This is a genomic window from Psychrobacter sp. M13, from assembly GCF_030718935.1.
In the GTDB taxonomy this organism is placed as follows: Bacteria; Pseudomonadota; Gammaproteobacteria; order Pseudomonadales; family Moraxellaceae; genus Psychrobacter; species Psychrobacter immobilis_G.
The window spans coordinates 1,944,398-1,964,592 of sequence record NZ_CP132194.1 but is presented as its reverse complement, the minus strand read 5'-3'; the positions used below and the strand labels follow the sequence as shown (position 1 = coordinate 1,964,592).

The following is a 20,195-nucleotide window of genomic DNA, read 5'->3' as shown; positions in this document are numbered from 1 at the left end:
GTAGGGTGTATTCTATGCACCGATATCTAAATTACGTATGCTATAAATCAATGCTGTTCAACAGATTCTAATATTTATAAAACTTTAAATTCGGCGTGATTGGGCTTATAAAATGCACTCTATTTGGCTCAAATAATATTTTAAAAAAGGAAGGTTTATGATTAACACTAAGATATATAAAACTATTTACAAATTGGCAGAAGAGCTACTAGAAGCCGATCGAATAGGCGACCAAGTGGCCTTTAATAAATTTTACGAGGATCTGCAAGCGTTATGCATAGATAATGAAAATACTGATAAAGATCACCCTGAGCAGTGGGAGACGCTAGCGGATTTTACCGCAGATATGGATGAGGCACTGGTCAAATACGAAAAAGCTTTAGGTAAAGCAACAGCGATTAACTCAAAAGATCATTTATCGTCGATTGCGTTTTCTATGGCAGTACTTCAGCTTGAGATGGGTCAAAAAGACGCGGCTATCACTAGTCTACAAAATGCTAAAGTCAGCGCTAATAAAATTGAGGATCGTGAGTTTAAGGTAGAGATTGATGAGATGCTGGCAAGTTTAGTAGAAGAGTAGTTTTAGCGCGAACCGTTAAAAATGAACCCCCATCACATAACCATTTTAATATTAGGGTTAATCCACTCGCATTTTGTTGTGAAGTTGTTTAATATATTGCAATGAAAAACAAACGAACTTACATTTATGTGTTTGGTAATACTTTTCCTCCTAGCATAATGCTATAGAGATTTTATTTTAACAGGGAAGTCACTAGGAAATAATATGTCAACGAATCACGAAGATCGCGTACAACACGAAGGCTTACGTAACAAGATTATGTCAGCCGAGCAAGCCGCCTCATTTGTAAAAAATGGTATGACTCTTGGTATTGCAGGCTTTACTGGCGCAGGCTATCCAAAGTTTGTACCGACGGCTATCGCTAATATCGCTAAAGAAGCCCATGCCCGTGGTGAAGAATTCGGTATTGGTATGCTTACTGGTGCATCGACCGCTCAGGATTGTGATGGCGTATTGGCAGAGGCCAACTGTATCAACTTTCGCGCACCATTCCAGTCAGATCCTGCGCTGCGTAACGGTATTAATGCGGGTAACACGCATTATGTCGATATGCACTTATCACACTTTGAGCAGCAAGTAAGGTTTGGCTTTTATGGTGATATGGACATCGCTTTGATCGAAGCGACCGCTATCACACCAGAAGGCAAAATTATTCCTTCTATGGGTATCGGTACTAATAATCAGTGGCTTAAGACCGCCAAAAAAGTCATCATCGAGGTGAATGTACGCCAAAACATGCTGCTTGAGAACATGCATGATATCCCAACAGATATCGGTGAGCCGCCACATCGTCAGCCTATCCCTATCGTCGCGCCAGCCAATCGTATCGGCACGCCATATCTAGAGTGTGATCCTGATAAAATCATCGGTATCGTGATGACGGATGCGCCTGATCGAAACAGTAAGTTTGCGGATCCAGATGAGAAGTCCAAAACCATCGCCTCACAAATCATTGAGTTTTTGGATCATGAAGTCAAACAAGGCCGCCTACCGAAAAACTTACTACCACTACAATCTGGTGTGGGTAACGTAGCAAACGCGGTGCTAATGGGTCTACAAGATAGCCCATTTGATGACTTGATGGGTTATACCGAAGTATTACAAGACGGTATGCTAGATCTAGTATTAAGCGGTAAAATGATATCAGCATCAGCAACCGCGCTATCGTTTAGCCCTGATGCGCTACAGCGCTTCAATGACAATATTGAGTTCCTGCGTAATAAGCTGATTCTGCGTCCACAAGAGTATACCAATCATCCAGAGGTGATTCGTCGTCTAGGCATCATCGCTATGAATGCGATGATCGAAGCCGACATCTATGGTAACGTCAACTCAACCCATATCATGGGTACTAAGATGATGAATGGTATCGGTGGTTCAGGTGACTTTACACGTAACTCGCATTTCTCATTCTTTGTAAGCCCATCGACTGCCAAAGACGGTGCTATTTCTTCTATCGTGCCTATGGTATCGCATCATGACCATACTGAGCATGACGTTATGTTTATCGTCACTGAGCAAGGCTTTGCTGACTTGCGTGGTAAGTCACCGCGTCAACGTGCCAAGCTGATCATCGATAACTGCTCACATCCAGACTATCGTCCAATGCTACAAGATTACTATGCGCGCGCTGAAAAAGCGGGCTCACTACATACGCCGCACTTGTTAAATGAAGCCTTATCATGGCATCAGCGTTTTGTAGAGACAGGCGATATGCGTATTAAGTAAGTTTATTCGCTTTTCGTATATCAAAAAAACACCTCTTATCTAAATAGATGAGGGGTATTTTTTATGGTGGTGTTTTTTTGCTAATAGGGAGTATTATTTTTTTAAAGCTCATTGCTTATACATATTGATAAGTTAATAACTAATCCGTAGGCTGGCGTTTTTAGCCCAGCAAAAAATTAAATTCGGCAAAAAGTTTATTTAAGTCGTAGGGTGCTTTTTAAGCACCGTTTAACTCTAAATTCTGGTGCATAAAATGCACCCTACGCCTAGTACATATTTGCTTTTCGGATGTCATGCTTATTCGCCTCAGCAGCCTCAAGCTGTGAATATTGATCCTTGATTATTATTGGGCAAGATGATGTCTACAAAAGCTATAAAACTTACTTTCAGTTATGAAATGCTGGGCTAAAAGCGCCAGCCTACAACTCAACACATTGTACAATAAAACCTACTCTTCAAACCCAGCCATCATTTCATCAATACGTATATCTTTATCCTGCCACAGCTGCGCCACCCAATCGAACATCTCTGCTTTGACGCTATCATCATTTTCATAACCGCCACTTTGAATAGCACTCGATAAGCCGTCAGGTGTCTTCATATAACGCACATCAACACCCAAGCGCTGAATATTGCCTTGCCATAGATCGCCGTAATTCGGTATGCCATCAGGATAGACAATCGTCATATCTAAGATACCATCGATATCTGAGCCTAAGGCACTGATCGCTAGTGCTAAGCCGCCTGCCCGTGGTTTTAGCAAGTGCTTATAAGGCGAGCGCTGCTTATCGCGCTTAGCTGAGGTAAAGCGCGTGCCTTCTAGATAGTTAAGCAAAGTAAAAGGTTTGCCTTTTAAGAGGGCGCAGGCGCGTTTGGCTTCGATGATATCTTGACCTTTGAGATCTGGGTTTTTGGCGATTTTCTTTTTGGAGTGGCGACGCATCATCGGAAAGTCTAAAAAGTAAAAGGTCTGCCCGACGATAGGGATATAGATCAGCTCAAACTTGGTAAAAAACCGTGTTAACGGCAGCCGATCTTGGCTAATATACTGTACTACACTGGTATCGACCCACGATTGATGGTTGCATATCAATAGATATTTGCCATTGATATGCACATCATCAGGCAAGCTAATGCGCCAGTCCTTTTGCGGTAGTATGGTATCGATTAGGGCGTTATTACTATTGATCCAATGATTGGCGATTTTTATGACCGCTTTGTCTGCTATGGCAGCGCCCGTTACTATTTTGGTTGCGCCCATCAGCCACACAGGGATACTACCTGCAAAACTATTTCCTAAAATAACGCCAGTCGCAGTGGCAAGCGACAAGGCTTTACCGAGTCTTGGCGCGCGCTTATGTACTTTTTGAAACAGTGGGGCCAGTTGCATATTAGATCCTATCTATACCCTGTGTTGTTGGTTGTGATTATAATTACGATACGACTTGAGCAGAGTGATTTTAGCAGATATCCCTAGGCGTGTATAAAGTCGCGCGTGACTGGTGATGATACAGATTCAGCTGAGAGACGATAGCTCTTATCCAAAGTGCTAATGTGCGCTATAATCCCAAGCATTTGTGCTGTGACGGATTATGATGGATGACCGATTACTATTGATCATAAACTTTCGTCCTTTGCACTCATTTACAAAATCCATCGAGAATAACCTTAACTATCCAGAGGATAAACTCATTGAGTTAGCTAAAGCAGTTAAAAAGCTGGTAAACGATAAGGCTAAGTACACGGATTGGAACAAGCGCGATGATATTAAAACGGAGCTAGAGTTTGATCTGATGATATTGCTCGATGAGTGGTGCTATCCACCTGTGGACTCAAAAGAGGTCTACAAAGAGATATTTAAGCAAGCGGAGAACTCTAAGAAGCATCGGGTGGTGTAAATTGTTATCTCAATATTAGCTGGTGAAATTTATACTTGGCTTGCGTTCATAATACTAGTAGGACTGATGTTCTTAAGTGGTTATTTTTGGCATCATAAACTATTACGCTATGCGCTACCTATTATTCCTACGACTTTTGTCATGGTGATTGCCGCGATAAATTCTTTAACAGTGAGCGCTGCTGATATAGTATTGGGCAGCGCGTTTTTTTATGCATTTTTCTTATATTTTGGTCGAGCATTTTACAAGAGTGAGATAAGGTTATAACGGTCAAAACAATTTGGTAAAAAACACAGGTTTTGAATGAAGTGTTTTATTTGTAGTTGGAAAAACTATACGTTGACAGGCGTTCAATACTATTGAGCTATAAGTAGAGCAGAATAATATTAATATATAAAATTTCAACTTTAAATAAATTTATTTTAGGAGCATTGTGTGGAAACGATAGGAATGATTTTTCTGTTCATTGGCATGATTATCGCTTTTATCTACAGCGTCAAGCTGATTATCATTGCCTTTAGTGAGTCAGTGTTATGGGGTTTATTATATTTGTTCCTACCATTCGCTAATCTGTATTTTATTATCACCCGCTGGGCGCAGTGCAAAGACCCTGTTATAAAAGCGCTACTTTGTATTCCATTCATTATTATAGGGGTGCTGTTGATGCCTTTGACGGTCGAGTATTAGCCACTGCTATAATAAATAGCCCCATAAAAGCTCAGGAACTACTGAATAGTGGCATGATAGCGGATATCACTGATAAATAATGCTAGACTAAATTAGCATCCTAGTATCAATATAAGTAAGTATAAATATAAACTTCATTAAATTTTAAGGAGAGCAGTCATGACTATAGAGCAGCACATTTTAGCCTGTATCGATGGTTCAGCAGTGACTGAGTCTGTCTGTGGCTACGCGTCTTGGTATGCCGAGCGCTTAAATATGCCCGTGGCTTTATTGAATGTCATTGAGGTTCCAGCGTCTACGAGGCGCGATTTGTCAGGCTCGATAGGGGTAGATAGTCGGCAAATACTATTACAAGAACTATCGCAGATTGATGAGCACCGCGCCAAGATTGCTAATAGTTATAGCAATGCCTTAATAGAAGATGCCAAGAGCCATATTAAGGAAAACTTTGCTGTAGACGTTAATGTTTATCAGCGCCGTAGTAAGCTGCTACCCGCCATCGAACACTTCAAATCAAAAAACCGCGCTATTATCATGGGTCGACGCGGTGAAGATCACAAAGATAGCCGTATCAATATCGGTAGCCAAATCGAAACCGTCGCTCGTGCATCGAGTGTGCCTATCTTGATTTGCTCAGAAGCGTTCACCACGCCTAACTCCTATATGATAGCCTTTGATGCTAGCAAGACCTCTATAAGAGCTATTGAGCTGGTGGCTAGAAGTCAGGTGCTAAAAGGTATGTCCGGTCATATCGTGATGATAGGTAATAATGATGATAGCTCAAAAAACCATTTAGCCGCGGCCGCCGCAAAGCTGATGGATGCAGGGTTTATGGTCACATCACATCACTTGCCACAAACGGATGCGGTTAATGGTTTATTAACTTTTCAGGCTGAGCATAACATCGATATTATGGTGATTGGTGCTTATGGTCGCTCGAAATGGCAGCAGCTGTTCCTAGGTAGTACGACGACTGAGATTATCGCTAGCACCTCGTCGCCTGTGATCTTGGTGCGTTAAAGCGAGCTGGTGTCATTCCAAGCGCTATCTTAAAAGCTGTTAGCTATTTAAAAGCCAGTAGCTATTTGAAAACACTATGTTAAGCGGGAGAAAGTCATTGCGCGCGGTTCCTTATAAGTCTATCGTTATCATAGGGTTGGTTATAGTTATCGCTGCTTTTTTGACTTTTCGCTGGTGGCAAGGACCGCTATTACCGAGCTATACCATATCTTCGATGCCCTTGGTACAAACCGTAGTCGCGACCGGTCGAGTCGTCGCCGTATCACGTACTGAGATTGGTAGCGAAGTGGCCGGTGTAGTCGTAGAGCGACTAGTGCAAGAGGGCGAGCAAGTAGCGGTAGGTGATCTATTACTATCCCTGAGCTCCGATGAGGTTGCCGCTCAAGTAAGTCAAGCGCAGGCACAGCTTGCACAGCTGACAAGTAGCACCCGTCCACAGGCAACGGTAGATCTGGCCAATGCCCAAGTGGCGCTAGCGCAAGCGAGCCGTAATGTCGAGCGTAGGCGTGATCTAGCAGCGATATCAGCTATCTCTGACGAAGAGATGGAGCAGGCGATTCAAGCGCAAGCACAAACCCGTAATGATCTCGAAAACGCTCGCCTAAGAGCAAATGCATTATCCGCTGGCGGTGTCGAAGAGGACTTATTACGCGCGCGCATTGCAGCTTTGCAGGCGCAATTGGATAAGACCCAAGTCCGTAGCAAAGTATCAGGCACTATCCTTAGCCGTACTGTCGAGATAGGTGATTTGGTACAGCCAGGTCAAGGCCTGTTTACGATCGCTCTCGATGGCAATACTGAGATACGAGTACCGCTGGATGAGCGCAATCTATCGCGATTGGCCGTGCAGCAAGAGGCGATTGCTATTGCTGATGCTTATCCTGATGAGGCGTTTCCCGTACGTATCAGCTTTATTGCACCAAGCATAGATCCGCAGCGCGGAACGGTCGAAGTCAGATTGGCCGTCGATCCTGTCCCTGATTTTTTGCGTCAAGATATGACCGTTTCAGTCAACATTGAGACCGATCGACGCCTCAAGGCATTGGTCGTTCCTAATGATGCGCTAGCTAACGTTAGAGGGGATAATGCCGAGGTCTGGTTGTTGCGTGAGGGTCGAGTACAACGCCAGCCAGTGACATTAGGACTACGCGGGTTAGCAGCATCAGAGGTACTCTCAGGTTTGAGTGCTGGCGATGAGATACTGGTTGATGCAACGCTTGCATTAGATAATGGCGCACGAGTTAAAACCACCCAACAATCAGCGTCTTTTGCTAATACTGATGAGCAGATAACAACGACGACAAGCGTTGAAAATCAAGCAGCGGGGACAGTCAATTGACAGCCCTTTTTGGTAGGCTTTGGATTGAAGCTACTATTGCCATTAGTTTTTTACGTGAGGGGCGCGTACAGTCGCTAATGATTACTCTAGGAGTTGCGATAGGGGTTGCAGTGATTATATTCATCACCGCACTAATCCAAGGGTTACAGACTAACCTTATCGATAGTACGCTTGGTAGTCAGGCTCATATTCGCTTAGTATCGCCAGATGAAGTCAATCTAATAGTGCCGCCTCATGATGACACGCTACAGTTAATACAAGAGGACAGACGTCCACAGCGTTTGCGATCCATTAATAACTGGCAGCAGATCACAGATACCTTAGATCAGCTACCGCTACTAACCGCTGTATCGCCAAACGTATCTGGGCCTGGGTTTGTTCGACGTGGTGAGGCATTAGAGTCAGTAATATTGGTCGGTACTGATCTGGCACGTTATCAACAAATCATCCCGCTTGATGAGTATTTAGTGAGTGGCGAGCTACGCGTAGGTGCGGACAATGTACTAATCGGTAGTGAGCTGGCCAAAAATTTAGGTGTACAAGTCGGCAGTAAGTTGCGCTTAGATACTGCTCAAGACAGCAGTAATAGTAGCACTATAAATATTGGTGCTGGCAACAACGCCAATGGCGTTAATAGCAACAACGACAGTGCCGTGGTCAATATTGCCGGTATCTTTGAGCTAGGTGTACGAGAGCTGGATGCTCGTTACGTTTATTTAGACTTAAAGCAAGCGCAGTCTCTGCTCAGTCTGCCAGGTGGTATCACTGTCATTGATTTAACCGTCGAAGATATCTTTGATGCAGAGGAGATCGCCGCGCAAGTGGGGCGCTTGACCTCCTTACAGGCGGAGAGCTGGATTGAGACTAATGCTCAGCTGCTGCGTGGTCTCACTGCGCAAAGTTTATCGAGTAATATGATCGTAATTTTTGTAGCGATCTCAGGCGCTTTTGGCATCGCCAGCGTATTATCAGTCAGTGTCGTACAGCGCACGCGCGAGATCGGTATCTTGCGAGCTATGGGCGCAACCCGTCAGCAAATCCTGCGAGTATTCTTAGTTCAAGGCGCTATATACGGCCTATTAGGCTCGATTGTCGGTAGTGGCGTCAGCTATATATTAGTCTGGTCGTTCAATACCTTTGGGCCCAGTATATTTACGATTCCAATATCTATAAATTTGATCTCAATAACTATGCTGCTAGCAACGCTAACGGGGATTATAGCAGCGGCTATCCCAGCCCAGCGCGCCGCAGCCCTTGATCCAGTGGTGGCCATTCGCTATGTCTAATCCTGACTCTAGCCATACTCTTACCGATACTTTGGATAATGCCGACCAGTCTCTGGCTAAGCCGTCAACGTCTAACCTCAATCACTCTCATGAAGTTTTGCGTTTAGAGGCTCTAAAAAAGTCCTATAACATCGGACAACCCAATGAGATTGAAGTGCTGCACGGTATCGATCTGACGATTAGTAACGACGACTTTGCCGCATTAATCGGCCCTTCAGGATCTGGCAAAAGCACCTTGTTAAATGTGTTAGGTTTATTGGATCAGCCGACCAGCGGTGAGCTGTATCTACTGGGTCAAGCCACCAGCGCTATGGATGATGCTGGCCGCACCGCTTTGCGTGGCAATAGCATTGGCTTTGTGTTTCAGTTCCATCATTTGATCCAAGCCTTTAGCGCTTTGGATAATATCCTGATGCCGCTCACCTTGACGCAAGGTCGTCCAGATAAGTCAGCTATCCAAAAAGCGAGAGAGTTATTGGCAGCGGTTGGTCTAGAGCGCTTTGCTGATAGTAAGCCTAACGAGCTCTCAGGTGGACAACAGCAGCGTGTGGCTATTGCACGAGCCTTGATCACTGAGCCGGCCTTATTGCTGGCTGATGAACCTACGGGTAATCTGGATACGGTCACGGCAGGGGAGGTGTTTGAGCTGTTTCGTAAGGTCAATCGTGAGCGTGATTGCGCAGTATTGCTAGTCACTCACGATCCGCGCCTATCAGCGTCCTGTGATCGTACTATCAATCTAGTGGATGGACGTATTGAGAGTGATTCGCTTAATAGTTAATATTATTTTATTAATAAATCCTCAAGCTAAACAGCTATCCGCGAAAACTTGTCTTGATACTCTTTTGGCGTCAGCTCTGTTGCGCGCTTAAAGAGCCGCGTAAAAGAGGAGATATCGCTATAACCTACTTGATCTGCTAACGATTTGATACTGACGTCTCTCAACTCTAATAAACGTTTGGCCTGCTCAATTCTGACTGCTTGAATGTACTCAATAGGGCGCAGATTTAGCGCCGATTGAAATCGTCGATTTAGAGTACGTGGCGTAATATTAACTTGAGTGGCAAGCGCACTTACTGATAGCGCTTGCTGAAAGTTATTCTCAATATAATCCTGTACCTTTTTGACCAACTGATCGCTGTGAGGCTTATACAAGGTCACATTAGTATAACTGTTCTGATTGCCTCTTTTACTATCAATAATCTGGGTCTTTGCCACTTGCGTTGAGATCTCACGCCCGCAATAGCGCTCTATCAATAACAGCGCTAAATCATAAAAAGCGCTGCCTCCTGCCGCACAAAATATATTATCCGATTGGGTGACGAACTGGTTTTGTTGCAAGTCAACTTGTGGATAATCGCGCTTAAACTTATCAGCATAGCCCCAATGAGTGGTTGCGGCGCGTCCGTCGAGCAATCCTGCTTTGGCCAACCAAAAAGCTCCGCTACAGTTACTGGCGACATCCGCTTTGGTATTAGCCAAGCGAATAATATGAGGTATCAATAACTGATTGTGCAACAGCACTTTATCGATAGAATCACCAATAGTCGGTATCAATAATAAGTCACACTCTATAACTTCGTTGATATCGCAATGGGCTTGCAGACTCAGGCGATTGCTACAGCGAATATCGACGCCGCCAAGGCTCGCAATCTGTACCTTAAATCTTGGCGTAACCTCTTGATCCAAAAAACGCTGCCAGCTAACCCCCGTGAATGAAAACAAGTCTAAAGCGCCTGCCAACACGCTACCGAGTACACCATCAAACCCAAGAACGATAACCATGTAAGGCTCTGCCTGTGACATTGGATTTCCTTTATTTACTAATTATTGTCCTATTTGACCTTAATTATGTCATAAATGACAATACGGTAAGTCGCTAAATTAGCTTACTATTGATAAATACTAATTTTAATGCCTTTAATTTTTATCCCTATAAGTCAATATAGATCAATACAGAGAGCATATTATGGCGACCGATACCCTTATCAATGACTTTGAATTACCCTTTCAGTTGTACGATGTCTTGGATACTCAGAGTCTTTGCAGTAGTGCGAAGTTTGCTGAGCATAACCGCGAAACCTTTAATGCGGTGTTAGATACTGCCAAAAAAATAGCAACAGACTTGTTTCTGCCGCATAACCATATAGCAGACAAAAACGAACCGCAGTTCGATGGCAAAACCGTCAGCATGATCGATGAGGTCAAAGTCGCGTTTGATGCCTTTCGTGATTCAGGATTTATCGCAGGTCGTTATAGCTTTGACGATGGTGGGATGCAATTACCAGAGACTGTGATGACAGCGGTAGCCGGTTATTTTATGGCGGCTAATCCTTCGACGACCGCCTATCCTTTTTTGACCACCGCTGCGATCAATGTGATTTCACATTTTGCCAGCGATGAGGTAAAACAAGCCTTTATGCCGCGTATGCTGACGGGTGAATTCACGGGTACGATGGCACTGACTGAGCCGCATGCAGGCTCATCATTGGCCGATATCAGAACCACAGCGACGCTACAAGATGATGGCTCTTATCGAATAAAGGGCAGCAAAATTTACATCTCTGGGGGCGATCATGAGTTATCTGGCAATATTGTGCATTTAGTATTGGCCAAGATTCCAGGCGGGCCGGGTGGGGTTAAAGGCATCTCATTATTTGTCGTACCAAAGTTTAGATTGGGTGATGAGGGTGCAATAGGCGAGCGTAATGATGTGCACTTAACAGGCTTGCTACATAAGCTGGGCTATCGCGGTACGACTTCTACTTCACTGAGCTTTGGTGATAAAGGCGAATGTCACGGCTATCTGGTAGGCGAACCGCATTTTGGTTTGCGTTATATGTTTAAGATGATGAATGAGGCGCGTATCGCGGTTGGCTTTGGCGCGGCGATGATTGGCTATCGCGGTTATCAGTACTCGCTCGATTATGCTAAAGACCGTACTCAAGGTCGTATCGCCCCGAACAATAAACCTGAGCATGACGCGACCGCTATCATCAATCACGGTGATGTCAAACGTATGCTACTGGCACAAAAAGCCTATAGCGAGGGTGGTATTTCATTGTGTTTATATGGCTCAAATTTGATTGACCGTATTAACACTACCGATGACGATACGCTTAAAAGCGAGCTGTCTGAATTACTTGATTTATTGACCCCAGTCCTCAAAGCTTGGCCGTCAGAATATGGGCCAAAAGCCAATGATCTAGGTATTCAAGTGCTAGGCGGTGCAGGCTACACCCGAGAGTATCATGCCGAGCAGTTTTGGCGCGATAATCGACTCAACCCTATCCACGAAGGCACAAATGGCGTACAGGCGCTGGATCTATCCTTTCGTAAGTTATGGCAGAATAAAGGCTTAGGTATTCAAATTCTAAAGCGTGAAATCACCACTGATTTGGAGAGTATCACGACACCTGAGACGGCTAAGCTGGCAGGTAAACTCACGCCTTACATGGGACATTTGCATGAAGTGCTAATGCATTTAAGCAAGGTATTACCTACCGAAAAGGCTATTACCTTAACGGGTAATGCGCAAGCGCTGATGAATATATTTGCCTCAATCGTGGTCAGCTGGATTTGGATCCGTCAAGCCAGCAAAGCTGAGCAGCTGCTTATTAATGTAGAAGCTAACGATTCGCAAAATGCTGATAAGCAAAACTTTTATAAAGGTAAAATTCAGGCGGCTAAGTACTTTATCGATTGGGAGCTGCCGACTATCCAGCGCGATATTGCGCTATTAAATAATGACAATGCGGTGTGTACTGACATGCAAGCGCAGTGGTTTTAGAGTCACTAAACGTCATACATCTCTAAAATAAAGCAGCTATAAAACAGCATAACTCAAACTCTGATAGTCAATAAAAGGAAGTAATGATGACAGATATATTAAATTTACCAGCATCGAATGTTACAGGTAAGCGAGTCCTGATCACAGGTGGCGCATCAGGTATTGGCGCAGCAAGTGCACTATTGCTAGCTAGTCGGGGCGCTAAAGTGGTCATCGGTGACATGAATGAGGAGCTAGGTGCAAGTATTGCTCGGCAAGGAGTAGACGCAGGCAATAGCATCACCTTTAAAAAGGTCGATGTGACCAATGGCGATGAAGTACGTGCACTATTTCATTTTGCTATGAAAGAGCTTGGCGGTCTCGATGTCGTGATTAATAATGCAGGTATCGATCATAACCCTAAGCCGATGCATGAGCTGAGTGACGATGATTTTGATCGTAGTATCGCGGTCAATTTAAAAGGCGTCTGGCACTGTATGCGTGCGGCTGTCGCTTGTATGGCGGGCAGTGGTGGCGGTCATGTGATCAATGTGGCTTCTATTGCGGGTCTGCGCTCAGCGCCGCTGCTATCGGCTTATAGCGCGAGCAAACATGGCGTGATGGGTCTTACTAAGTCAGCCGCTCATGAATATGCGCGGGTCAATATTCGCTTTAATGCCGTATGTCCGAGCTTTATCGATACGCCTATGGTACAGAATACGATGGCCAAAATGGACGAGCGCGCGCAAAAAGCCACTATCAATGCCAGTCCACTGCGTCGCTTAGGAAAAGTAGAAGAGGTCTCTAGCGCCATTGCTTGGCTGGCGAGTGATGAGAGCAGCTTTATGAATGGTCATGCCTTTACTCTAGATGGTGGGATGTTGGCTTAAATTGCGCTATAAATGAACGTCACTATAAATAAACAGAAACTATAAAAACATAAGGAATAGTAATGGAAGACTTATTTGACTTAACAGGCAAGATTGCTTTAGTGACAGGCGCTAGTCGCGGTATTGGCGAGTCTATCGCGCGCCTGCTAGCTACAAGAGGCGCACATGTCATCGTCTCTAGTCGTAAAATCGATGCCTGCCAAGCGGTTGCCGATAGTATTGTGGCAGATGGTGGCAAGGCCAGTGCATTTGCTTGTCATGTTGGTGAGATGGATCAAATCGAGGCCATCTTTGCGCATATTAAAGACAGCTTTGGGCGCATTGATATTTTAGTCAATAATGCCGCGGCTAACCCTTATTATGGTCATATTCTGGATACGGATGTAGCAGCGTTCGAGAAAACCGTCGATGTCAATATTCGCGGTTACTTCTTTATGTCAACCACCGCAGGTCAGATGATGGCCGAGCAGGGTGGTGGTGCTATCTTAAATACCGCTTCGGTAAATGGTATAGTAGCAGGCGATAAGCAAGGTATTTATTCTATTACCAAAGCCGCAGTTATTAGCATGACCAAAGCCTTTGCCAAAGAGTGCGGTCCGCTCAATATTCGCGTTAATGCACTACTACCAGGGCTAACAGACACTAAGTTTGCCTCAGCGCTGACCTCTAATGATAAAGTATTGAACATGGCACTGCATGCCATTCCGCTAGGACGTGTTGCGAACCCTGATGAGATGGCAGGGACGGTATTGTACTTAGTATCTGATGCCTCAAGCTATACAACGGGCGCTTGTATTATCGTTGATGGTGGAATGTTGGCTTAGGTTAATGTTGGCTTAGGTTTTAGCAACGCTATAAACAAACATATCCTCAGATCAATAAAAAGCACAGACTATTATTTAGACTGTGCTTTTTATACTATTAATATTAAGTCATTGATTATCATCAAGAAACTAGTATTGCGACACGATTACTATCGTATCAGCCACATAATCAATGTTACTGCTATATTTAAAATATAAATTGAATCTATAAATCATAAACCAGATTACTTCTTAACTCAATGTTATAGTAATCTGACTTTAGAGCTAGTTATACTGTGAACAATACAAATGATATGATTGAGGTTTATAGCAAAAATGCAGTCAAACAGTACTGAAAAAACTATCGCAACTCATAACGATTTCGCCAACATCAATAGCTGGCTATTCGTACCTGCGACTCGAATGGATCGAGTAGCCAAAGCCTTTGCCAGTGGCGCGGATGCCGTTATTGTTGATTTAGAAGATGCCGTCGCTCAAGCAGATAAAGCACAAGCGCGTATAGCTATACAAGACTATTACCACAGTCAAGACTATCAGCCTATTTGGCTACGAGTTAATAGGGCGAGTAGTGTAGAGTTTATGGAAGATATCGCGCTGTGTCAGCAGTTGCCAAATCTAGCTGGCGTAATACTAGCCAAAGCTGAGCAAGCCGCCGCTATCGAATATGTGAATCAAGCGACTAACTTACCCGTTATTGCTCTGATTGAAACCGCGTTAGGATTGTCTCAAGTCGATAACATGGCAGGTGCGTCAGGATTGCTGGCTTTTAGCTATGGATTCTTAGATTTGTGTAATGATTTAAACGTACAAGTTGGCACGCCAGCGGCTGATCATATTGCCAATCAGATTCGCTATCAGCTGTTAGTTAGCTCCAAAGTGCAAGGGTTACTGGCTCCTATCGATACTGTTTATCCTGATTTTAAGGATAACAAAGGTCTTTATGATAGAGTAATACTATGGTCGCAAATGGGTCTGTCAGGCATGCTGTGTATTCATCCTAAGCAAGTGGCCGTTATCCAGCAGTCCTTGCAACCTAGCGCGGCTGAGCTTGATTTTGCCAAGCGAGTAGTCGTCGAGTATGAACGGAGTCATGAGGCGGTATTTGAAGTCGATGGTAATATGGTGGATGCGCCAGTGATTGAGCGTTGTCGTCAGCTATTGGCAAAGTGGCCGAACATTTAATAATAGGTTATGATAAAACCTCGTTAATCATTCAACATACCTTATTCAATACACCTTAGTAAAACGCTATGATCTTTATTACACCTAGTATTAGCCTCGATGATAGTGAGATTGAGATTACCGCTATTCGTGCGCAAGGAGCAGGCGGTCAAAATGTCAATAAAGTATCTTCCGCCATACACCTACGTTTTGATATAACCGCATCCAGTCTAAGCACTGTTAATAAACAGCGGCTCATCGATAGTAAAGATGGACGTATTACCAAAGATGGCGTACTTATTATCAAAGCTCAGCAGTTTCGCACCCAAGAAAAAAATAAAGCCGACGCTTTTGAACGCTTGCAGAGCTTTATCAAAAAAGCCACTTACGTCACCAAAACTCGCAAGGCTACGAAACCAAGCAGGAACGCTAAACGTAAACGCGTGGACAAAAAGACTCAGCGCGGCAAAACCAAAGTGCTACGTGGTAAGGTCGATTATTAAAAGATAAAAATAGATAGGTAAAAAGTAGGGAGAGTTATGAAAAAAGTTATGTTTATAGGCTACGGCTCGATGGCAAGAAAAGTCCATCAGATGCTACCTGAGACTGTCGTCCTGTCGACAATTATAGCCAGTTCTAGAAGTGCCGATAGAATAAGAGCTGAGCTTGGCGATGATGTAAAGGTTATTACATCGGTCAATGAATTGTCCAATATGCCTGACTTAGCTGTTGAGATGGCAGGGCAAAGTGGTCTTGAAGCACATGCTATTGGGGTTTTAGAGAGAGGCATAACCCTTGGCATCGTATCAGTAGGTGCTTTTACTGATGACAAGTTTGCATGCCTTTTGCATGATACTGCCCAAAAAAATGGGGTAAAAATCCATATATTAGCTGGAGCTGTCGCGGGCATTGATGGTATCAATGCGGCAAGCTTAGCAGGACTCAATGAGGTGACTTACCAAGGCCGCAAAAAACCTGAGAGCTGGAAGGGCAGTCATGCCGATGAGCTGATCGACTATGATAACTTAGAGCAAGCTGAAGTGTTTTTTACCGGTAGCGCTAGGCAAGCGGCTACTTTGTTTCCTGCTAACTCTAACGTCGCCGCGACTATCGCGCTAGCAGGGGTAGGCTTAGATGATACTAAGGTTGAGCTAATCGTTGATCCGACGCTTGAGCATAATACTCATCATATTGTAGCAAAAGGTGTGTTCGGTCAGCTTGAGATCAGTATGATAGGCTTACCTTTAGCTGAAAACCCTAAGACGTCGAGCCTAGCGGCTTTTAGTGCGCTACGATTATGCTGTCAGCTTGATCAGGTTTACCAGATGTAAAGGCAGAGCTCAGGCTTCGTAATAAGCAAGGCAATAAGCAAAGCAATAAGAAAAATAGTTGTTACCAATAAATAACTCAGTATTAGTCAGTATAAGTAATGAAGCCTTTCGCTTTTAATGGGCGATACTTGAAGCGCAAGCCCAACCTCATTAAATAAATCAAGTTGATTAATATGTTTTTAGTCACTGTAATTTTATGGTAATATGGCATCAACCAAAAACAGTTCAACGCACCTATCTCATCGAGTAGCGATGAGTCTTGCACAATAATGATGGGTGTATTATCAATTGTGATTAAGCGTAGCGGTCAAAGGATGATCGTGAAAGGTATTAAGGAAGTCATTTAGCGGTCTGTAGATGTACCCCCAAACCGTATCAGATATTCTAAAGTTAATTGTCCGAACTACTCCCTGATTTGCAAGAGATAACGACTCTGGTTCTGCCCAAGTGCGCCATGCCTGATACCAATAATATTGAACTTAATATTAAACTCTTGACAGACAAAGCAATTTGACGTGTTTCTATCAGCACATCTGCTATATATTAAAACATAAAATATTATCTAAAGCACAACTCCGTGCGCCATTAGAAATAACCGCAGTTATCACTCAACAAAATTCAAGCAACACAAACCGCCAAGCTATGTCTGAGGATTTTGACCATAGCTTAGCCTTCCAAGCTGTATATGATTGAGTGTCTAAAGAAAAGTTTTATCCAAACGGCTAGGCTTCTTCTTTGCTCCATGAGTTCAAACATCAATTGATCGCAGCACAAAACCAAAACCACTAAGGAATACTATAAATGTCAACAAAAAGTACTTATTACGCCCCAACTGGTGGTCTGCCTCCACAAACACAATTGCTATCTGATCGCGCTATCTTTACCGAAGCTTATGCGATTATTCCAAAGCGCGTATTAACTGATATTGTTATTAGCTACCTGCCTTTTTGGGAAGGCATGCGCATGTGGGTAATTGCCCGTCCTTTGACTGGTTTTTCAGAAACCTTCTCGCAATACATCGTTGAAGTTGCACCAAATGGTGGCTCTCAAAAACCTGAGCTAGATGCCAAGGCTGAAGGGGTTGTATTCATCGTTGAAGGTGAAATGGACATGACTATCGAAGGCGTGTCGCATCACCTTGAAGCGGGTGGCTATGCATTCTTACCACCAGGCTGCAAATGGTCGCTAAAAAACAACAGCGACAAGCATGTTAAGTTCCATTGGATCCGTAAAGCTTATCAGTTCGTAGACGGTATTGATGCGCCTGAAGCTTTTGTTACTAGCGATCATGATGTTGAAGCTATTGAAATGCCAGGTACTGATGGCGTATGGACAACCACTAGATTCACCGAGCAGTCTGATATGCGTCACGACATGCATGTCAACATTGTAACCTTTCAGCCAGGCGGTGTGATTCCATTTGATGAAACTCATGTTATGGAACATGGCTTGTATGTACTAGAAGGTAAAGCGGTCTATCATTTAAACGCTGAATGGGTCGAAGTAGAAGCAGGCGACTTTATGTGGTTACGCGCGTTCTGCCCACAGTCTTGCTATGCTGGCGGTCCTGGTCCGTTCAGATACTTGCTGTATAAAGATGTAAACCGTCATATGCCGTTTATCCGTCCAGAAAGATAAGATATTATAAGTAGTATTTATATTACTTTTGAAAACTGCGCTATCAATGCTGTTGATAGCGCAGTTTTTTTGCAACCAGAAAAAATGTGTAGCCCTTATATTTAAGGACTACACAGTTCGGCATTTCGACAGTATTTAAATATCAGTATTAGGCATTAGTTTTCAAATACTCTAACATAGTGTCCGCATCTGATACTTCAAAGGGGTCGATTGGGCAGTTATCGCCAAAATCAGCTTCCTTAAACACTTTTTTAACTTCTTTATTGTCGACAACCATCGAATAACGCCATGAGCGCATACCAAAGCCAAGATTACTCTTATCAACAAGCATGCCCATTTTACGAGTGAACTCACCATTACCATCAGGCAGTAAGAAAACGTTTTCACGGTTTTGCTTTAGGCCCCATTGGTACATGACAAAGGCATCATTGACAGAGATACAAACTATTTCATCTACGCCCAACGCCTTAAACTCACTGTATAGCTTTTCATAACGAGGGAGATGGCTGGTCGAACATGTTGGCGTAAAGGCACCTGGTAGCGAGAACACAACCACTTTTTTATTAGCAAATAACTCATCTGTGGTTAAGTCATACCATGTGAATGGGTTGTCTCCTCCGATAGATTCATCACGAACACGAGTCTTAAAAGTCATATCAGGTACATGGGTAATCATTATTTACTCCGATTTAGGGTATTGTATTTTTTTCCAAAATGCTTCATTTATATAACAATAGTTGTAGCAGTCCACAAGCAAATCTTTAAGCTCATATCCACGATATAAGCTATCAAAGTAAATGGTAAGAAAAGCCAAGTCAAAGATTAGTTTATCCCAAAGGACTTATCTTTATTGACAGTATGGTTTATCTCATAGGCTTTTGATGGCCATATTTATGATGGGATAGTGTTATGGGACGGTTCATACTACCTTTTATCAAGTTACGTTACCACCAAAACTATGCAAAAATTGACTTGTAGTTTCTGATCGATTCGACACAAGGCTCTCACTGACATCAAGTTGTTCCAATGCTTTTAGGTTGGCAATACTATCGAGTAGATGTAGTGCGTCAGGATCACGAGGAACAGTACTGTCAGAGCTGCCATACCTATTATGGTTATCAATCCCGTCTCATATCTCTCTCATCCAGCCTTCAACGCGCGTATCTTGATTGCGAGTCTTATCCAGAGAGTGACGCCTATGTAGATAGTAAATTTGATGAGGCAGCGTATATAAGTAAAGTTAGCAGCAAAAGTAAGTAATGATATAATGTCCCGATAATCGATATTTTATAAAGGAGTTAAATTATGGCTCGTACCGCCAGCGCACTACATATTTTAGTAAAAGACAAAGAGTTAGCTGAAGATATTATTGCCAAGCTCAAAAAAGGTGGCCAGTTTGATGTGTTGGCTAAGAAACACTCAACCTGCCCATCAGCTAAAAAAGGTGGCAGCTTAGGTGAATTTAAAAAAGGCGACATGGTGCCAGCATTTGATAAAATCTGCTTCAACGGTGAACTATTTATCCCGCATTTGGTAAAAACCAAATTTGGCTGGCATGTGGTGAAAGTGCTTTATAGAACATAAAAGTTAGAATTGGAGCTTTGGTTGTAAGCCAAAGCTTTTCTATAGTTTGGTCATGGTGCTGATTTTTGGGCTTTTAATATATTAGATAAAACTAATGATAAGATTGGTTAAAGAATTACAAAAACCGCTGCAGCTCTTGAAAATTAGACAAAAAAAAGCCTCACTGTTAAGTGAGGCTTTTAATGCTTTTTCAAGCCATATTTGGAGCGGGAAAAGAGATTCGAACTCTCGACCCCAACCTTGGCAAGGTTATGCTCTACCACTGAGCTATTCCCGCTAATTATCAATTAACTATCGTCAGTTGATGAGGGCACATTATACGCAGTTTTTTGAGCGTGTCAATACATAGTACGAGAAAAATTAAAAGTAAGTAAATTGGCATATTATCCTAACCTTCATTTATGTTATAACAGATTATTATAATATACATTCCAAAAACTTTGCTTTCTATAAATAGGCT

19 protein-coding genes and 1 tRNA gene are annotated in these 20,195 nt (G+C 43.3%); 16 read left to right on the top strand and 4 right to left on the bottom strand.

The features are described 5' to 3' along the window. Window positions 1–157: 157 nt before the first annotated feature. The gene (locus tag Q9G97_RS08180) at window positions 158–580 is read left to right on the top strand and encodes a tetratricopeptide repeat protein (RefSeq protein WP_305898396.1); all 423 of its coding nucleotides are present in this window, start codon (window positions 158–160) and stop codon (window positions 578–580) included. 204 nt (window positions 581–784) lie between these two features. After that, the gene (locus Q9G97_RS08175) at window positions 785–2,308 is read left to right on the top strand and encodes an acetyl-CoA hydrolase/transferase family protein (protein WP_305898395.1); all 1,524 of its coding nucleotides are present in this window, start codon (window positions 785–787) and stop codon (window positions 2,306–2,308) included. A gap of 448 nt (window positions 2,309–2,756) precedes the next feature. On the opposite strand, the gene Q9G97_RS08170 is transcribed toward Q9G97_RS08175, so the two are convergent. Further along, window positions 2,757–3,698, bottom strand: a complete 942-nt coding sequence (locus Q9G97_RS08170; protein ID WP_305898394.1) for an acyltransferase — start codon at window positions 3,696–3,698, stop codon at window positions 2,757–2,759. A 202-nt stretch (window positions 3,699–3,900) separates the two neighbouring features. Between Q9G97_RS08170 and Q9G97_RS08165 the strand changes: the two genes are divergently transcribed. The 6 genes from Q9G97_RS08165 (at window position 3,901) to Q9G97_RS08140 (ending at window position 9,319) form a co-directional block, all read left to right on the top strand. After that, window positions 3,901–4,206 (top strand): type I restriction enzyme endonuclease domain-containing protein, encoded by a 306-nt coding sequence (locus Q9G97_RS08165; RefSeq protein ID WP_305898393.1) that lies wholly within the window; start codon window positions 3,901–3,903, stop codon window positions 4,204–4,206. A 435-nt stretch (window positions 4,207–4,641) separates the two neighbouring features. Next, on the top strand, window positions 4,642–4,893 hold the full coding sequence (locus tag Q9G97_RS08160) for a hypothetical protein (protein ID WP_305898392.1): 252 nt from the start codon (window positions 4,642–4,644) through the stop codon (window positions 4,891–4,893). A gap of 159 nt (window positions 4,894–5,052) precedes the next feature. After that, window positions 5,053–5,913, top strand: a complete 861-nt coding sequence (locus tag Q9G97_RS08155) for a universal stress protein (protein WP_305898391.1) — start codon at window positions 5,053–5,055, stop codon at window positions 5,911–5,913. Between the two features lie 97 nt (window positions 5,914–6,010). Beyond that, window positions 6,011–7,252: an efflux RND transporter periplasmic adaptor subunit gene (locus Q9G97_RS08150; RefSeq protein WP_305900307.1), complete on the top strand. Its 1,242-nt coding sequence runs from the start codon at window positions 6,011–6,013 to the stop codon at window positions 7,250–7,252. Further along, window positions 7,249–8,538: an FtsX-like permease family protein gene (locus Q9G97_RS08145; RefSeq protein ID WP_227680215.1), complete on the top strand. Its 1,290-nt coding sequence runs from the start codon at window positions 7,249–7,251 to the stop codon at window positions 8,536–8,538. Before Q9G97_RS08150 ends, Q9G97_RS08145 begins: the two co-directional genes overlap by 4 nt. Further along, window positions 8,531–9,319, top strand: coding sequence for an ABC transporter ATP-binding protein (locus Q9G97_RS08140; RefSeq protein ID WP_305898390.1), 789 nt, complete (start codon window positions 8,531–8,533; stop codon window positions 9,317–9,319). The genes Q9G97_RS08145 and Q9G97_RS08140 overlap by 8 nt, the downstream gene beginning before the upstream one ends. Window positions 9,320–9,345: 26 nt before the next feature. Here Q9G97_RS08140 and Q9G97_RS08135 read toward each other — a convergent pair whose 3' ends face one another. After that, window positions 9,346–10,344, bottom strand: a complete 999-nt coding sequence (locus tag Q9G97_RS08135; RefSeq protein ID WP_305898389.1) for a GlxA family transcriptional regulator — start codon at window positions 10,342–10,344, stop codon at window positions 9,346–9,348. Window positions 10,345–10,507: 163 nt separating this feature from the next. On the opposite strand from Q9G97_RS08135, the gene Q9G97_RS08130 reads away from it, so the two are divergent. The 7 genes from Q9G97_RS08130 to Q9G97_RS08100 all read left to right on the top strand — a co-directional run bounded on the left by Q9G97_RS08130 (window position 10,508) and on the right by Q9G97_RS08100 (window position 18,151). Continuing rightward, window positions 10,508–12,328: an acyl-CoA dehydrogenase gene (locus Q9G97_RS08130; RefSeq protein ID WP_305898388.1), complete on the top strand. Its 1,821-nt coding sequence runs from the start codon at window positions 10,508–10,510 to the stop codon at window positions 12,326–12,328. An 86-nt stretch (window positions 12,329–12,414) separates the two neighbouring features. Then, a complete protein-coding gene (locus Q9G97_RS08125) occupies window positions 12,415–13,197 on the top strand; it encodes an SDR family NAD(P)-dependent oxidoreductase (protein WP_305898387.1) in 783 nt (260 codons plus the stop codon). Window positions 13,198–13,259: 62 nt separating this feature from the next. Beyond that, on the top strand, window positions 13,260–14,021 hold the full coding sequence (locus Q9G97_RS08120) for an SDR family oxidoreductase (RefSeq protein WP_201569337.1): 762 nt from the start codon (window positions 13,260–13,262) through the stop codon (window positions 14,019–14,021). 315 nt (window positions 14,022–14,336) lie between these two features. Then, window positions 14,337–15,203 (top strand): CoA ester lyase, encoded by an 867-nt coding sequence (locus Q9G97_RS08115; RefSeq protein WP_305898386.1) that lies wholly within the window; start codon window positions 14,337–14,339, stop codon window positions 15,201–15,203. A gap of 68 nt (window positions 15,204–15,271) precedes the next feature. Further along, window positions 15,272–15,685, top strand: coding sequence for an alternative ribosome rescue aminoacyl-tRNA hydrolase ArfB (arfB, locus tag Q9G97_RS08110; RefSeq protein ID WP_201569333.1), 414 nt, complete (start codon window positions 15,272–15,274; stop codon window positions 15,683–15,685). Window positions 15,686–15,721: 36 nt separating this feature from the next. After that, window positions 15,722–16,513: an aspartate dehydrogenase gene (locus tag Q9G97_RS08105; protein ID WP_305898385.1), complete on the top strand. Its 792-nt coding sequence runs from the start codon at window positions 15,722–15,724 to the stop codon at window positions 16,511–16,513. Between the two features lie 801 nt (window positions 16,514–17,314). Then, the gene (locus Q9G97_RS08100; protein WP_201569329.1) at window positions 17,315–18,151 is read left to right on the top strand and encodes a bifunctional allantoicase/(S)-ureidoglycine aminohydrolase; all 837 of its coding nucleotides are present in this window, start codon (window positions 17,315–17,317) and stop codon (window positions 18,149–18,151) included. A gap of 148 nt (window positions 18,152–18,299) precedes the next feature. Here the strand turns inward: Q9G97_RS08100 and Q9G97_RS08095 are convergent, their stop codons facing one another. After that, complete coding sequence (locus tag Q9G97_RS08095; protein WP_305898384.1) at window positions 18,300–18,827, bottom strand: peroxiredoxin; 528 nt, start codon at window positions 18,825–18,827, stop codon at window positions 18,300–18,302. A gap of 629 nt (window positions 18,828–19,456) precedes the next feature. On the opposite strand from Q9G97_RS08095, the gene Q9G97_RS08090 reads away from it, so the two are divergent. Next, window positions 19,457–19,735, top strand: a complete 279-nt coding sequence (locus Q9G97_RS08090) for a peptidylprolyl isomerase (protein WP_305898383.1) — start codon at window positions 19,457–19,459, stop codon at window positions 19,733–19,735. 202 nt (window positions 19,736–19,937) lie between these two features. Here Q9G97_RS08090 and Q9G97_RS08085 read toward each other — a convergent pair. After that, window positions 19,938–20,012 (bottom strand) — tRNA-Gly (locus Q9G97_RS08085). Between the last annotated feature and the right edge of the window lie 183 nt (window positions 20,013–20,195).

Coding starts and splice junctions, on each gene's coding strand:
- Q9G97_RS08175 (WP_305898395.1), top strand. CDS start 785: ATGTCAACGAATCACGAAGATCGCGTACAACACGAAGGCTTACGTAAC.
- Q9G97_RS08155 (WP_305898391.1), top strand. CDS start 5,053: ATGACTATAGAGCAGCACATTTTAGCCTGTATCGATGGTTCAGCAGTG.
- Q9G97_RS08105 (WP_305898385.1), top strand. CDS start 15,722: ATGAAAAAAGTTATGTTTATAGGCTACGGCTCGATGGCAAGAAAAGTC.
- Q9G97_RS08170 (WP_305898394.1), bottom strand. CDS start 3,698: ATGCAACTGGCCCCACTGTTTCAAAAAGTACATAAGCGCGCGCCAAGA.
- arfB (WP_201569333.1), top strand. CDS start 15,272: ATGATCTTTATTACACCTAGTATTAGCCTCGATGATAGTGAGATTGAG.
- Q9G97_RS08135 (WP_305898389.1), bottom strand. CDS start 10,344: ATGTCACAGGCAGAGCCTTACATGGTTATCGTTCTTGGGTTTGATGGT.
- Q9G97_RS08120 (WP_201569337.1), top strand. CDS start 13,260: ATGGAAGACTTATTTGACTTAACAGGCAAGATTGCTTTAGTGACAGGC.
- Q9G97_RS08125 (WP_305898387.1), top strand. CDS start 12,415: ATGACAGATATATTAAATTTACCAGCATCGAATGTTACAGGTAAGCGA.
- Q9G97_RS08165 (WP_305898393.1), top strand. CDS start 3,901: ATGATGGATGACCGATTACTATTGATCATAAACTTTCGTCCTTTGCAC.
- Q9G97_RS08180 (WP_305898396.1), top strand. CDS start 158: ATGATTAACACTAAGATATATAAAACTATTTACAAATTGGCAGAAGAG.
- Q9G97_RS08140 (WP_305898390.1), top strand. CDS start 8,531: ATGTCTAATCCTGACTCTAGCCATACTCTTACCGATACTTTGGATAAT.
- Q9G97_RS08090 (WP_305898383.1), top strand. CDS start 19,457: ATGGCTCGTACCGCCAGCGCACTACATATTTTAGTAAAAGACAAAGAG.
- Q9G97_RS08115 (WP_305898386.1), top strand. CDS start 14,337: ATGCAGTCAAACAGTACTGAAAAAACTATCGCAACTCATAACGATTTC.
- Q9G97_RS08095 (WP_305898384.1), bottom strand. CDS start 18,827: ATGATTACCCATGTACCTGATATGACTTTTAAGACTCGTGTTCGTGAT.
- Q9G97_RS08130 (WP_305898388.1), top strand. CDS start 10,508: ATGGCGACCGATACCCTTATCAATGACTTTGAATTACCCTTTCAGTTG.
- Q9G97_RS08100 (WP_201569329.1), top strand. CDS start 17,315: ATGTCAACAAAAAGTACTTATTACGCCCCAACTGGTGGTCTGCCTCCA.